Consider the following 13,675-nt stretch of genomic DNA (forward strand, 5'->3'; position numbering starts at 1 on the left):
GTCCGCTCAAAAGGTGCGGGAAAGGGCCTGGTCGAGTTCGTGCGCCTCCGGGTCGGAGCTGTGCCGGCGCAACCGGCGCCGCAGCTCGTCGGCCCGGCGGGCGTTGCGCTTGGAGCGCGTCGCCTCCAGCATCGGCATCGCCTCCCGGGTCAGCGCGCAGCCGTGCTCGACATTGCCCAGGTCGACCTGGACGACGGCCCGGCGCAGCAAGTAGGTTGCCCTGTCCCGGGCCCGCGAGGTCGGCAGGATCGTCAGGGATCTCTCCAGCCACCGGTCTGCCTGCGCAAGGTGGCCAAGATCGATATAGCAACTGCCGATCTGGGCCTGGTACTCGCCCTCGTCGAAATAGTCGGCCCAGGCCGGATCCTCGGGCCGGGCGGCGTCCATCGCCTCCTCCGAACGGGCCAGCGCCTCCGCGCACGCGCTGGCCTCGCCGAGCGCGGCGTGGGCGCGGGCGCGACGCATGTGCAGCATGGCGCCGACCCGGCCGCTGGCCCCCCCGATACTGGTCACGGCGGCCTCCGCGAGATCCACCGCCTCCCGTGGGCGGGCGAAGTCGACGCACTGCAACGACATGTTCTTCAGCACGTTCGCGCCGAGCATCCGGTCGCCACCGGCGTGCGCGGAGTGCAGTGCGGTGATCCAGTAGCGCTGGGCGGCGGTCTGGAAGCCGGCGTCGAAGGAGACCCAGCCGGCGAACCGGGCGAGCTCGGCTGCGACCACATGCAGGTGGCGGCCGACCTGCTCGGTGTAGGACCCGCGGACCAGCAGGTCCGCCACCACCCCGAGCTCCGCGTCGACCAGGCGCCGGACGCTCTCGCCGCCGAGGCGCTCGTCCATCACCCGCAGGCCGGGGATGTTGTGTTCGATCCGGTTCACGATCTGATCGTCGACCCGTCCGCCGTTCAGCGCGGCGGACAGCCGGCTGGGCTCCAGGCCGAGCCACTGCGTCGCGAGCTCCGCGACACCGACCCCGGTGATCGTCAGGAAACCACGCCGGTCGGAGAGGGCGTCCTCGACGACGTCCATGATCGACGTGATGCCACCGGCCGGCGTCCACGGGTACTCGGTGCGCACGGCGTCGCCGGTCGGCAGCCAGGCCGGCCACGGATGCGACTCCAGCCGGTCGTTCGGGACGCCGAGCTCGGCGGCGAGGGCGAGCTGGGAGACCCGGTCCGGGACGACGCCGCGGTGCTCCCAGCGCCAGACCTTCTGGCGCTCGGCCGCCATGTTCGCCACCCCGAGGTCACGGGCGCGACGGGCCACCACACGGGCCAGTCGCTGGTAGGACCAACCACGCTGCGCGCGGACGAATGCGAGCGGATGAGTGCAGGCGTGCGCGTTATCCGTCAGCATCGACGATCTCCTCGAGTTGGAACTCCTGGGTTAATTCTGTGAGCGCCCACTGACGCTATGTCGCGACATCTTGGTGTCCATAGTGATGACCCCGGTGCGATGCGTGCACAGAGGTCACGGCCGGACCACTGGCGGCCGCGATTGCACGGATGTCGCCGGAACTGCCCGGGTATCCGGACGTAATGTCCGGTTCTCGAACGATGCGGTCCGGCGGCCATGACCTCGGGCGTCTTCCGACCGATATGCGCACGGAAACCGCTAGCGGCACATCCCGGTCATGTGCGTCTTGCCCGATAATTACCACACGCACCATCCGAGGGTGGGTCCCGGTTGGACACCGTCCGCGCGGCGGACGTTTGACGTACAGCAAAGCATAGACGGACGCCCACCGTCACCTATTCTCTAAACCGCCGTGACTTCGCCCCAGAATCCGGATTAATCACCCTCGAATTGACCGAGGATGGCGAATTGCGGCGCGGGCCACGGCCGCCGGCCTGGGACCGTGCCCCGAGGGCTGGTCGGAGAATTCGCGACCTGACGGGTTCGCGACCTGACGGGTTCGCGACCTGACGGGTTCGCGACCTGACGGGTTCGCGACCTGACGGGTTCGCGACCTGACGGGTTCGCGACCTGACGGGTTCGCGACCTGACGGGTTCGCGACCTGACGTCGCGGTCAGGAGTGGTCGAGGCGGTCGCCGCTGGGCGCGAAGAAGGTGAGCGCCGATGTCGGAGCCCGGAGCACCACGGGGGCACCGGGGGTCAGGACGAGGGCGGCGTTCACGCGGACGGCGAGCACGCCGGCGCCCGTGCGGACGTGGACGGTCCGCTCCGCCCCGAGCCGCTCGGAGACGACGACCTCGCCCGACAGCCGCAGCTCAGCGGAACCGCCCGCCCCGCCCGCCCCGCCGAAGCGGCCGGGTTGCCCAGGGACGTCGACAACGTCGACAATGTCGACAACGTCGAGGGCGTCGAGGGCGTCGAGGGCGTCGAGGGTGAAGTGCTCGGGCCGGACTCCGAAAGCCGCCGCGCCCGCGGGCGCCGGCACGTCGAAGCCGTCGGCGCGCAGGCGGCCGTCATGCCAGTGGCCGTCCCAGACGTTCATCGGCGGGCTGCCGACGAAGGCGGCGACGAAGCGGGTGGCGGGCCGGTCGTAGATCTCGTCGGGGGTGCCGATCTGCTGCAGGCGGCCCTCGCCGAGGACAGCGACGCGATCCCCCACGGCCATCGCCTCAGCCTGGTCATGGGTGACGAACAGCGCGGTGGTGCCCAGGCTGCGCAGCAGGCCGACGATCTCGACCCGCAGTTCGACCCGGAGCTGGGCGTCGAGGCCGGACATGGGCTCGTCGAGGAGGATGACGCGCGCCCGGGTGGCCAGCGCCCGGCCGATCGCGACCCGTTGGCGCTGGCCACCGGACATCTGCGCGGGGCGGCGGCCGGCGAGGTCGGCGATGCCGAGCATGGCGAGCGTTTCCCGGGCCCGCGCCACGGCGGCCGACCTCGACAGGCCGCGGCCGTGGCGCAGCGCGAGCGTCAGGTTGTCCAGGGCGGACTTGTGCGGGTAGAGCGCGAAGTGCTGGAAGACCATGGAGACATCCCGGCGGTGCGGCGGGAGGCCGAGCTGGCTGGTCCCGTCGAAGCGCAGGTCGCCGGTGGTCGGCTCGTCCAGCCCGGCGCAGATCCGCAGCAGCGTCGACTTCCCCGAGCCGGACGGCCCGAGCAGCGCGACGATCTCCCCGGGCGCGACCGTGAGCGAGACCTCGTGCAGCGCGTGCACGGAGCCGAACGAGCGGCTGATGCGGTCGAACTCGATCGGTACGCCGGTAACCATCCCGAGCGGGGGAACGGGCCGGGCGGGCGCCGGGGCGCTCACCGGGTCAGCTCCACGGCCTCGGCCTGCGCCGCGGCGAGCGTCTTCGCCGGGTCCTCGCCCTTGAAGATGCGCACCACCTGGTCGGACAGCGCGGTCGGCAGCTCGGCGCCGCGGGCCCCGCCCCACACCGGCGCCTTGACCAGCGAACCGGTGAGCGCGAGGAACGGCTTGAGCTGCGGGTAGGTGTCGTAGAACGAGCCGAGCTGGCTGGTGGCCTGGGTATCGACCGGGATGTAGCTGAGCGCCTCGGTGCTCGCCTCGACGACATCCGGGGACAGCAGGGAGACGACCAGCTCGGTCGCCATCTCCCGCTGGCACCGGTCGGTGGCCAGGACGGTCAGCGCGTTCCCGCCGGCGATCGGGTGCTGGCTACCGCCGGGCAGGGTCGGGAACGGGATGGCACCGGCCCGGAAGCCCTTCGCCCCCTGCCCGGCGATGAACTTCAGCCCGCCGGCGACGGAGGCGACTGACACGACCGTCATCGCGGTCTGCTGACGGATGCCGAAGCGAAGCAGTCCCCNCTGGGTCGGGTCGGCGGACTGCGGGCCGTAGGTGCCGACCTTCGCCAGGAAGGCCGCGNCCTCGCGCGCCGCCGGGGTGGTCAACGCCGGGCGGCCGGCCGCGTCCTGGATCGGGGTGCCCTTGGAACTGGCCAGCGTGTTGAGGATCCACTGCCCGAACTGCTGGCCGGTCGACAGGTCGATCGGCTGGACGTTCTGCCCGGAGGCCTTGATCTTGTCCGCGGCGGCGAGCACCCCGGCGGTGGTGGTGAGGGTGGCGGGGTCGACGCCGGCCTTGGTCAGGACGTCGAGGTTGTAGACCAGGGCGAGCGAGGAGACCTGCTGCGGGATCCCGATCTGCTTGCCGCCGACGGTGCCGAGGCCGAGCAGGCGCTGGTCGTAGGAGGCGCGCAGCAGCCGCGGGGAGAGCTCCTGGGCGCCGAGCTCGCGAGCGAAGACCGGCAGCAGGTCGAAGCCTGCGACCGCGACGTCGACGGACCGGCCCGCCGACCGGTCGGCGCTGATCTGCTGGACGAGCGCGGTGTAGTCGGGAGCGGTGGTGTTCAGGTCCACGGTGAGGCCGGGATGGGCCTTCTCCATGTACGCCTTACCGGACTTCGCCACGTCGTTGAGGGTGCCGACCGCGGCCATCCGCAGGGTCTTCACCTTGGCGGCGCATTCCGGGGACGCCGTCGCGCCGGCCACGTTGTCGACGCCGGCGGCGGCGGAACGCGCGGTCGGACGCAGGCTTTCGGCCGGGTTCGCCGGGCCGGAGTCACCGCCTCCGCCGCATGCCGTCAACGTGAGCATGGTGACCGCCACGGTCAGGGGCAGCAGGCGGCGGATGCGGATCACGCGATGTTCCTCTCAGGCACCGGCGCCCGTGCCGGTGATCCCGGCGGCGAGGCGGCGTTGGGCGACGACGAAGACGGCCAGTGACGGCAGACTGATGATCAGCGCCGCGGCGGCGAGCTCGGCGAAATCGGGGATGATCGCCGAGGAGTCCGTCATCAGGCGGGCGAGGGCGAGCGGCGGGGTGGCGATGCCGGGTGACCGGGCGACCAGCAGCGGCCACAGGTACTCGTTGTAGGAGAGCAGGAAGCTGAACACGGACACCGAGGCGATCGCCGGCGCAGCGAGCGGCACGATGATCGAGCGTAGCGTCCGCCAGGTGCCCAACCCGTCCATCCGCGCGGCGTCGAGGACCGAGGCGGGAATGGTGCTCATGTACTGGCGGAGCATGAAAATCATGCCGGCGTGGGTCATGAACGGCAGCACCAGGCCGACGCGGGTGTCGGCGAAGCCCAGCGCGGAGATCGTCACGTAGTTCGGCACGGCGGTGACCTGAGCGGGCACCAACAGCGTGACCAGCACCACGGCGAACAGGGCGGTACGACCGCGGAAGCGCAGGCAGGCGAAGGCGTAGGCGGCGGGGACGGCCGTGGCGAGCTGGAGCGCGAGGATCGCGAGGCTGACCGCGATCCCCGTGAGCAGCGCGGGTCCGAGGTCGCCGGCGTGCCAGGCCTGGTCGAACGAGTGGAACTGCACACGCGACGGGATGGGGTTGGAGTCCAGCGCGAGGGCGGTCTGCGAAGGTCCGATCGCGGTCCGCAGCATCCAGACGAACGGCAGGACCGCGACCACGATTCCGACGGTGAGCAGGGCGAGGCGCGCGAGGGTCGCGGCGCCCGGCAGCCGACGGCGCGGGCGCGCCGCGCGGGCCGCCGTCGGCGAGGGGGCGGCCGGGCCGCGGCGACCAGCCGGCGCGGGCGGGCCGGCCGGCGTGGGTGGGCGGGATGCGCCGATCGGGGCGTCGCTGTTGGTCCCGGCGCTCACGCGGCGGCCTCCCGGGCCCGCCGGATACGCCGCCCGAGCAGCGCTCCGCCGGCGCCGAGCGCCACGATGACGGCGAGCAGCAACAGAGCGATCATCGAGGCATATCCGATGCGGAACGATCCGGTGAAACCGACCTCGTAAATGTAGTAAATGATGGTGGTGCTCGAGTTCAGGGGGCCGCCCTTGGTGAGGACGGCGACCGTCTCGAAGGTCTGCAGCGTCAGGATCGTCACGAAGACGCCCAGGAAGACCGTGGTGGGCGCCAGCAGCGGCAGGGTGATGTGGCGCAGTCGGGCGAACCCGCGGATGCCGTCGACGTCGGCCGCCTCATAGACCGAACGCGGAATGGCGGTCAGGCCGGCCAGGTAGACGATGAACACGAAGCTGGTCAACCGCCAGCCGCCGACGAGGGCGACCACCGGCAGAGCGGTCGAGGTGTCGCCGAGCCAGTCGACCGGCGCCACCCCGAACAGCCCGACCACCGTGTTCGCGAACCCGTCGGGACTGCTGTCGAACATGTACGCGAACACCACCGCCATCGCGACGATGTTCGCGCTGACCGGCAGGAACAACGCGAAGCGCACCAGGGCGCGGCCGTGGGCCACCCGCTCCGCGGCCAGCGCCAGCGCCAGCCCGATCGCAACGGCGGGGATGACCGTGATGAGGCAGTAGACGAGGGTGTTGCGCACGGCCCCGCCGAGGTCGGAGTCGGAGAAGGCGGTGCGGGCGTTCGCCGTGCCCACCCAGCCGAAATGCGGGCCGGTCAGCGTCTTGTCGGTCCCCGCGATGAAGGCCGAGACCAGGGCGGGCCCGAGGACGAACACGCCCAGCCCGACGAAGGCGGGCGCCAACAACGCACCGACTCGCCAGCCCACCCGGCCGCCACCCACCCCGGTCATCCACCTGCCCCGGTCATCCACGCACCGCGCATCCTCCATGCACCGCACTCATCACGGTTACGCATCTTGGCCCCACCCATGGCGGGATGCCTAGACCGGGGTCGGACCACCAAATGAACAACCGGTGCCTTCCTGTGACCCTCCGGCCTGTGACCCTCCGGCCTGTGACCCTCCGGGCGGCGAGCCGCCGGCCGGAGCCGCGGACGGCCGGCCGGCGGGCGTGTGGACCGATGCCACCAGCGGGCATCGGCGGTCCGCGGGCCGGATCCCGGCGCGCCGCGCCGGTGCGGGCACCGATTCATGGTGTCCGGATACGTGGCGGCCGTCCCCTCCGCGGCCGACGCCTGCAAGAATGACAGGAAACGTCAGTCGATCTTCGGGAACACGATGAGTGACCGCAGCGAATCCGGCCAAGCGTCCCCCTGGGGGCGCGTCGCCGACGACGGCACCGTCTTCGTTCGCACGGCGAGCGGTGAGCGCGCCGTCGGATCGTGGCGGGCCGGAAGTCCCAGCGAGGGCCTGGCCCACTTCGAGCGCCGTTACGACGATCTGAGTGCCGAGGTCGTGCTGTTGGAACGGCGGCTGACCCTCAGCGGGGTCGATCCGGGCGGGATCGCCGGCAGCGCCCGCCGGCTGCTCGACTCCCTCGACTCCGCCGCCGTCGTCGGTGATCTCGATGCCCTGCGCGCCCGGCTCGAGACCGTCCTCGCGGGCACCGAGGAACGGCGCACCGTGCTCGCCGCCGAGCGGGCCGAGCGGACCGCCCGGATCGCCGCAGCCAAGGAGGAGCTGGTCGCCGAGGCCGAAAGGCTCGGCCGCAGCTCGGAGTGGAAGACCGCCGGCGAGCGGTTCCGCACCCTCGCCGAGGAGTTTCGGGCCGTCGGCTCCCTCGACAAGCGCACCGACTCGGCGCTGTGGCGGCGCATCACCGGAGCCCGCGAGGAGTTCACCCGCCGGCGCACCGCGCACTTCGCCGCCCTGGACACCCAGCGGGCCCGTTCACGGGAGCGGAAGGAGGCGATCATCGCCGAGGCGGAGGCGCTGGTCGACTCCTCCGACTGGGTCGGCACGACCGCCCGCTACCGGGCCCTGCTCGCCGACTGGAAGGCGGCGGGGCGGGCGGCCAAGGACGTCGACGACGCGCTGTGGAGCCGGTTCCGCGAGGTGCAGGACGTCTTCTTCAGCCGGCGCAACGCCGCGAACGCCGAGCGGGACGCGGAGCTGCGGGACAACCAGGTCCAGAAGGAGAAGCTGCTGGCCGAGGCGACCGCGCTCGACCCGGCAGACACCGAGCGCTCGCTGCGGCGCCTGCGCGAGCTGCAGGACCGGTGGGACGAGATCGGCCGGGTTCCCCGCGAATCGGCCGGCACGCTCGAACGCCAGATGGCGGCGATCGGCGACAAGCTGCGCGAGGCCGCGGACGCCCGGTGGGCGCAACGTTCCATCGCCGCCTCGCCCTTCGTGACCAGGCTGCGAGAGTCCGTCGCCAAGCTGGAGGTCAAACTCGCCCGCGCCCAGGCCGCCGGGCGCACCAAGGAGATCGCCGAGACCGAGGCTGCGCTGGCCACCCAGCGCGCGTGGCTGGCCCAGGCCGAGAACTGACCGCCCCGGACCATCCCAGGCCTGAGGCGGTCGCGGCGGTCGCGGGCGATCGCCGCCCGTCCACCGATCGCCCGCCCGGGCCGGCGGATATCCGGCGCCCTCCGGACGGAGCGCCCCCAAGGTGCTAACTCGCGCGCTTGCCAGAGTTAGCACTCGGACGTATCGTCGATCGTGTTGACGTTGCGTTGTGCCGGGCTCCCCGTCCCGGTGGCCGAGCGCCGATCACCGTCGGCGGCGTCCTCGGTGCGGGGTGCCCGCAGCGGTCGGGCACGGCCCGACCCGTCCGTCGAAGGAGGCGTGTGACCCGGTGGCGGCCCTGAATGTGCGCGATCTCGGCGATTTCATCCGGGATCAGCGGCGCGCCGCGCAGATCTCCCTTCGTCAACTCGCCAAGCAGGCGGGGGTGAGCAACCCTTACCTCAGCCAGATCGAGCGAGGTCTGCGCCGACCGTCCGCGGAGATTCTCCAGCAGATCGCCAAGGCACTGCGCATCTCCGCCGAGGTGCTCTACGTCCAGGCCGGAATTCTGGAGGAACGGCACGGCGGCGAGGACGTCATGGCGGCGATCCTCGCGGACGATTCCCTTTCCGAGCGGCAGAAGCAGGTGGTGCTCGACATCTACGAGGCGTTCTGCACGGAGAACGCCGTCGCCGCCCGAGCCGGCGCGGCGGCCGGCGGCCCCGCCGTGGGCGGCACCGGCGTGGATGACGGCACCGGTGCGGATGACGGCACCGGCGTGGGTGCGAGTGCCGGCGGCGAAGCGGGCGGCGCGGCCGTTGCAGGCGGCGACACCGCCGGCGGTGCGCGGGTGACCGCGGCGGCGAAGACCCGCCCCGCGGGTACCGCCCGCCGGCGGCCCACCAGTCGTCGCGCCGCTGCCGAGGCGGCGCAGGACGCTCCGGGCGCGGCGGTGCCGGCCGACGACGCGGCGGCGCAACCCGTCGCCCCGGAAGCGCCGAAGCGCCGTAGCCCCAAGCGGGCGACGACGGCCACCCGCGGCGGCTCGGAGGGGACCCGGCGGACCAGGTCGGCCGGCGGCACCTCGCCGACCGCAGCCACCGCCCGCTCCCGTCGCCGCACCACCGCCCCGCCAGATGCCCCCGGCTCCGACACCACCCCCGGCTCCGACACCACTCCCGGTCCCGACACCACCACTGGTCCCGACGCCCGCACCGGCTCGGCCACCACCAGCGGCTCGAACGGCACCACCGGTTCGAACGCCACCCCGAGGCCGGGCACGGCTGGGTCCGCCGGCGGGGCCGGCGCCTGACCTGCCCCTGGGCGTCCGCCCCGCAGCCGGAGGGGAGCGCCACACCGGCACCGGTCTGCCCGGCCGCGACCAGACCGGCTGATCCGGCGCCACGACACCACGACACCACGACGCCACGTCGACCGCACCGCCCTGACCCGACAGCCGCCACCGGAGCGCACCCGGAGCGACGGCCGAAACCCCAGGAATCATCTACACGACAACAACAGATCCTCGACCCGAGGGAGACACCATGCCAACCACGCGCACGACATCCCGCACCGCGAGCCGCCCGGCCAACCGGTCCGCCGCCCGCCCCAGCGCCCGCGCCACCGCCCAGACCCGCGGCGACGAGGCCGAGGTGAAGGCCGAGATCAGGGTTCCGCTGGCGGAGGTCCGCAAGCCGATCTACGCCTCGGTGGGGGCCGCCGACCTCGCCGTCGCGAAGCTGCTCGCCCTGCCCACGACGACGAGCAGCGAGGTGCGCCGGCTCTCCGACCGGGTCGGGTCGCTGCCCGTGCAGGCCGCCCGGGTCCCCACCCAGGTGGGAACCGCGGTTCGCGCGCTGCCGGCCACCGTGACCTCCCAGATCTCGGACCTGCAGGACCGCGCCACCCAGCTCTACAACACCTTCGCGTCGCGCGGGGAACGCCGGGTGGCGAGCATCCGGCGCAGCCCGTCCACCGCGGAGGCCGAGCACCGCACGAGGACCGCGGTCAGCCAGACCCGCGCGGCGCGCACGTCGACCCGCCGGGCGGCAGAGGCGGTCGGCCGCGCGGTGGTCGACGCCGCTCCAGAGAAGTAACGCAGAGTAAACCAGCACGCATCGGATCCACTATGGACGATCACCGGTGTGCACAGGTCGACCGCCGCCCGCGGACCTGGTGTCCGCGGGCGGCACTCCGATGTGTTGTATTGAGTACATGCGCTATCGCCCGCTGGGATCGTCCGGACTGCTCGTGTCAGTCGTCGGTCTGGGATGCAACAATTTCGGCTCACGCGTCGACCTGGCCGGCACCCGCGCGGTCGTCGATGCCGCGCTCGACGCCGGGATCACTTTCTTCGACACCGCCGACACCTACGGGAACAAGGGTGGTTCGGAGACTCTGCTCGGGCACGTTCTGCGGGGCCGCCGTGATGACGTCGTTCTTGCCACGAAATTCGGCAGCGACATGGGCGGCATGTACGGCCAGGACTTCAGCGCCCGGGCATCGCGGCGGTACATCCGCAAGGCCGTCGAGGGTTCCCTGAGCCGGCTGCAGACGGACTACATCGACCTGTACCAGCTCCACAAGCTGGATGCCTTCACCCCGATCGAGGAGACTCTCGAGGCGCTCGACGAGATCCTCAAGGAGGGCAAGGTCCGCTACATCGGCGCCTGCAACCTCGACGCCTGGCAGGTCGCGGACGCCGAGTGGACCGCGCGGGCCTCCGGCGCCACCCGGTTCATCTCCGCCCAGAACCATTACAGCCTGCTCGAGCGCGGCGTCGAGGCGGAACTGGTGCCGGCCACGCTGAAGTACGGCATCGGCGTCATCCCCTACTTCCCGCTTGCAAACGGGCTACTCACCGGCAAGTACCAGCGCGACGAGGCGCCGGCGCCCGGGACCCGGCTCGCCGGGCGGCAGGACGAGCTGACCGACGAGGTCTTCGACCGCGTCGACGTGCTGGAGACCTTCGCTCGGGAGCGGGACCGTTCCCTGCTCGACGTGGCGATCGGCGGACTGGCCGCGCAGCCCGGCGTCGCCTCGGTCATCGCCGGCGCGACGAGCGCGGTCCAGGTTCGGGCGAACGCCGCGGCCGGCCAGTGGCAGCCCCGCCCGGACGACCTCGCGGTGCTCGACAAGATCGCGCCGACTCGCCGCCCCGCCGGTTCCTGACGCCCGAGACTGCGGCGGGCGGCCACCGCGCCCGCCGCGACCGGCCCGCAGGTGGCGGCGGCCGTCGGCCCGGCCAGGTCAAGCCGCCGTCGGCGCGGCCTGGCCCGGTTGCGGGGGCCGTCAGGCGGGCACGGGCCGGCGGCCCAGGGCCCGGACCAGCCGGCGTTGCCGCTCCGGGGGCAGGGTCGTCATGATGACGACCGGATGGTAGGGGCGCAGCACGTCAGTGACCTCGTCGGCCGCCGAGCGGCGCACCAGGGCGAAGATTGCGGCCCGTCCCGGCTGCAGGTACCCGGCGATGCGCCGGACCAGATCATCGTCCACGCCCGGCCCGCTGAGCCGGCTGGCGAGCGCCCCGGCGCCCGCCCCGATGCCGAGGCCGACGAACGGGGCGAGGAACACCGTTCCGATCACCCCTCCGCACAGGGCCCCGCCGAGAGCGGCGGTCCGGGCCGGGTTGGCCACGCGGCGGATCGTGACGTGGCCGCGCTCATCCCGCCAGACCAACGTGCCGTCGGCCAGGTCAAGCCGCTTGTCCCGGCGTAGTCGGCGGCCGAGTGACCAGGCCTGCCGCGCCTGCTCCACGCTGTCGAACCCGAGAACCACGAGCTGCTCCGCCATCGCCGCCGTCCCTTCCAGCCTTCCGGCTTCCTCTCCTGTCCTGAGCCCGGCCCGCTGCGAGACCGGACATCCTCCATCGGATCGCAGTCCCCGTCCACCCGCAAACGCGCCACTCCGTGCGGGCCCCTCCGATCCCTTGCCGGGCGGATCCAGCGATGCTCCCATGGCGTGCCCTCCCCCACGGGAGGGCACCCGGCGGGGAGGGCACGCCGTCGCGCCCGGCGGCCACCGGCACGATTCCGCCGGGGGACGGGCATACCGGGTTCCGCGTCGGGGAGACTCGGCCGCATGGTGCACGTGACCCTGCAGCAGGGCGACATCACGCTCGTCGAGGCCGACGCGATCGTCAACGCCGCCAACAGCGGACTGCTCGGCGGTGGGGGCGTCGACGGCGCGATCCACGCCGCCGGCGGCCCGGAGATCCGTGCCGCCTGCGAGCGGCTGCGCGCGACCTGTCTGCCGCGGGGGCTGCCGACCGGTGAGGCGGTGGCAACGCCGGCGGGCCGGCTGGCCGCCCGGCACGTCATCCACGTCGTCGGCCCGGTATACGACCCGGCCGAGGACCGCTCCGCGCTGCTGCGGTCCGCCTACACGCGGGCGCTGGCGGTCGCCGACGAGCTCGGCGCGGCCAGTGTCGCCTTTCCCGCCGTCAGCGCCGGGGTGTACGGCTGGCCGTTGGACGACGCCGCCCGCCTGGCGGTGACCGCCGTCCTCACGGCCGACACCCGGGTCGCGCAGGCGCGCTTCGTGCTGTTCGACGATCGGGCGTACCGCGCGTTCAGCGCGGCGCTGGCGGCGGCCAGTCGACGGTGAGCTCGCCCAGCCGCCAGCGCCGGGCGTCTCCGCGCACCGGCCAGCCCTGCGCCCGTAGCTCGCCCGCCGCGGCGATCCAGCGCTGCCGGGGCGAGAACACCGCCCGTGGCGCGGCCCGTTCCCAGGCCCGATCGAGCGCCGTAAGCAGGCGGTGGACGTCGTGACCGGGCACGTTGTGTTCGATCAGCGCCTTGGGTAGCCGCTCGGCGAGCTCGGAGGGGCGGCCGAGGCTCGGCAGGTGGGCCGAGAGCGTCAGGGTCGGCCGGGCGGCGACCCGCCCGGCGGCGAGCCAGCCGGGCGGGCTCCCCGGGGCCGGCAGGCAGAACCAGCAGGCCCGCCGGCCGATCTCGTCGCAGGTCCCCTCGACGAGCAGGCCGCCGGGGGCCAGCCGCGCCGTCATCGTCGCCCAGGCGTCGGCGACGGCCGGTTCGGGGTACTGACGTAGCACGTTCAGGGCGCGGACCACGACGGGACGCGTCGCCGCGGGTGGCAGCTCGAACCCGCCGCGGGCGAAGGTCAGGCCGGGCGGCCGGGCGGCACCGGCCGCGGCTGCCACTCGCTGCGAGTCGAGTTCGAGGCCGACGACGCGCACCCGCGGGCAGGCCGTCCGCAGCCGCCGGTGGAGTTCGACGGTGGTGACCGGCGAGGCGCCGAAGCCGAGATCGACGACAAGCGGGTCCGCGCTGCCCCGCAGCAGGGGGCCGGCGGCGTCGAGCAGCCAGCGGTCGACCCGCCGCAGCCGGTTCGGCGCCGTGGTACCCCGGGTGGGTACCCCGAGGGCGCGGGCCCGGCCGGCCGCGAGGCGCGGGGCGCGGCTGGGATTCGACACCCGACCAGCCTCGCAGATCGGCCGTTCCGGTCGGGTCGGGCACCCGGCCCGACCGCCGACGTCGTCGCCTCCCGGCGCCGCAGCGGTGACCCGGACCGCGGTCGACCGCCCGGTCGGGCCGGCGCCCGGGGCGCGTCGCCGCGTCTGTTTCCTTACAGCTTTGTGACCGCCGGCCCGGCGGCCTCGCCGCGTGCACCCCTGTGACCTGCAATAACAGCG

11 protein-coding genes and 3 pseudogenes are annotated in these 13,675 nt (G+C 73.2%); 5 read left to right on the top strand and 9 right to left on the bottom strand.

The window, feature by feature from the left end:
- Positions 1 to 6: 6 nt before the first annotated feature.
- The 7 genes and pseudogenes from UK82_RS05000 to UK82_RS05020 all read right to left on the bottom strand — a co-directional run bounded on the left by UK82_RS05000 (position 7) and on the right by UK82_RS05020 (position 6,462).
- Positions 7 to 1,356 (bottom strand): hypothetical protein, encoded by a 1,350-nt coding sequence (locus tag UK82_RS05000; protein ID WP_044885067.1) that lies wholly within the window; start codon positions 1,354 to 1,356, stop codon positions 7 to 9.
- Positions 1,357 to 2,030: 674 nt separating this feature from the next.
- Positions 2,031 to 3,227, bottom strand: coding sequence for an ABC transporter ATP-binding protein (locus tag UK82_RS05005; protein ID WP_083507060.1), 1,197 nt, complete (start codon positions 3,225 to 3,227; stop codon positions 2,031 to 2,033).
- Positions 3,224 to 3,747: pseudogene (locus tag UK82_RS35870) on the bottom strand (ABC transporter substrate-binding protein); the annotation flags it as partial. The pseudogene UK82_RS35870 and the gene UK82_RS05005, both read right to left, overlap by 4 nt.
- 1 nt (position 3,748) lies before the next feature.
- Positions 3,749 to 3,806, bottom strand: a pseudogene (locus UK82_RS35875) (hypothetical protein); the annotation flags it as partial.
- Position 3,807: 1 nt separating this feature from the next.
- Positions 3,808 to 4,582, bottom strand: a pseudogene (locus tag UK82_RS35880) (ABC transporter substrate-binding protein); the annotation flags it as partial.
- A gap of 12 nt (positions 4,583 to 4,594) precedes the next feature.
- Positions 4,595 to 5,563 carry a carbohydrate ABC transporter permease gene (locus UK82_RS05015; RefSeq protein WP_055406489.1) on the bottom strand — a complete coding sequence of 323 codons (969 nt, stop codon included), beginning with the start codon at positions 5,561 to 5,563 and terminating at the stop codon, positions 4,595 to 4,597.
- A complete protein-coding gene (locus UK82_RS05020) occupies positions 5,560 to 6,462 on the bottom strand; it encodes a carbohydrate ABC transporter permease (protein ID WP_044885064.1) in 903 nt (300 codons plus the stop codon). The genes UK82_RS05015 and UK82_RS05020 overlap by 4 nt, the downstream gene beginning before the upstream one ends.
- Positions 6,463 to 6,849: 387 nt before the next feature.
- Between UK82_RS05020 and UK82_RS05025 the strand changes: the two genes are divergently transcribed.
- From UK82_RS05025 to UK82_RS05040, 4 genes are all read left to right on the top strand, one after another.
- Complete coding sequence (locus UK82_RS05025; protein WP_236705522.1) at positions 6,850 to 8,064, top strand: DUF349 domain-containing protein; 1,215 nt, start codon at positions 6,850 to 6,852, stop codon at positions 8,062 to 8,064.
- Positions 8,065 to 8,371: 307 nt separating this feature from the next.
- A complete protein-coding gene (locus UK82_RS05030) occupies positions 8,372 to 9,334 on the top strand; it encodes a helix-turn-helix domain-containing protein (protein ID WP_044885062.1) in 963 nt (320 codons plus the stop codon).
- Positions 9,335 to 9,566: 232 nt separating this feature from the next.
- Positions 9,567 to 10,118, top strand: coding sequence for a hypothetical protein (locus UK82_RS05035; RefSeq protein ID WP_044885061.1), 552 nt, complete (start codon positions 9,567 to 9,569; stop codon positions 10,116 to 10,118).
- Between the two features lie 118 nt (positions 10,119 to 10,236).
- Positions 10,237 to 11,193: an aldo/keto reductase gene (locus UK82_RS05040; protein WP_082121846.1), complete on the top strand. Its 957-nt coding sequence runs from the start codon at positions 10,237 to 10,239 to the stop codon at positions 11,191 to 11,193.
- 120 nt (positions 11,194 to 11,313) lie between these two features.
- Here UK82_RS05040 and UK82_RS05045 read toward each other — a convergent pair whose 3' ends face one another.
- Positions 11,314 to 11,814: a DUF1269 domain-containing protein gene (locus UK82_RS05045; RefSeq protein WP_055406490.1), complete on the bottom strand. Its 501-nt coding sequence runs from the start codon at positions 11,812 to 11,814 to the stop codon at positions 11,314 to 11,316.
- Positions 11,815 to 12,102: 288 nt separating this feature from the next.
- Between UK82_RS05045 and UK82_RS05050 the strand changes: the two genes are divergently transcribed.
- The gene (locus UK82_RS05050) at positions 12,103 to 12,627 is read left to right on the top strand and encodes an O-acetyl-ADP-ribose deacetylase (protein WP_044885059.1); all 525 of its coding nucleotides are present in this window, start codon (positions 12,103 to 12,105) and stop codon (positions 12,625 to 12,627) included.
- On the opposite strand, the gene UK82_RS05055 is transcribed toward UK82_RS05050, so the two are convergent.
- Entirely contained in the window at positions 12,593 to 13,456 is an 864-nt protein-coding gene (locus tag UK82_RS05055) for a hypothetical protein (protein ID WP_044885058.1), read from the bottom strand. The two genes, UK82_RS05050 and UK82_RS05055, sit on opposite strands and share 35 nt — an antisense overlap.
- Positions 13,457 to 13,675 lie beyond the last annotated feature (219 nt).

Origin of the sequence: Frankia sp. ACN1ag (genome assembly GCF_001414035.1) — a bacterium.
Taxonomy (GTDB): Bacteria; Actinomycetota; Actinomycetes; order Frankiales; family Frankiaceae; genus Frankia; species Frankia torreyi.

What these genes read in the sequence shown, in the direction of transcription:
- UK82_RS05025 (WP_236705522.1), top strand. Translation starts at nt 6,850, where the DNA reads ATGAGTGACCGCAGCGAATCCGGCCAAGCGTCCCCCTGGGGGCGCGTC.
- UK82_RS05035 (WP_044885061.1), top strand. Translation starts at nt 9,567, where the DNA reads ATGCCAACCACGCGCACGACATCCCGCACCGCGAGCCGCCCGGCCAAC.
- UK82_RS05000 (WP_044885067.1), bottom strand. Translation starts at nt 1,356, where the DNA reads ATGCTGACGGATAACGCGCACGCCTGCACTCATCCGCTCGCATTCGTC.
- UK82_RS05040 (WP_082121846.1), top strand. Translation starts at nt 10,237, where the DNA reads ATGCGCTATCGCCCGCTGGGATCGTCCGGACTGCTCGTGTCAGTCGTC.
- UK82_RS05045 (WP_055406490.1), bottom strand. Translation starts at nt 11,814, where the DNA reads ATGGCGGAGCAGCTCGTGGTTCTCGGGTTCGACAGCGTGGAGCAGGCG.
- UK82_RS05020 (WP_044885064.1), bottom strand. Translation starts at nt 6,462, where the DNA reads ATGACCGGGGTGGGTGGCGGCCGGGTGGGCTGGCGAGTCGGTGCGTTG.
- UK82_RS05050 (WP_044885059.1), top strand. Translation starts at nt 12,103, where the DNA reads ATGGTGCACGTGACCCTGCAGCAGGGCGACATCACGCTCGTCGAGGCC.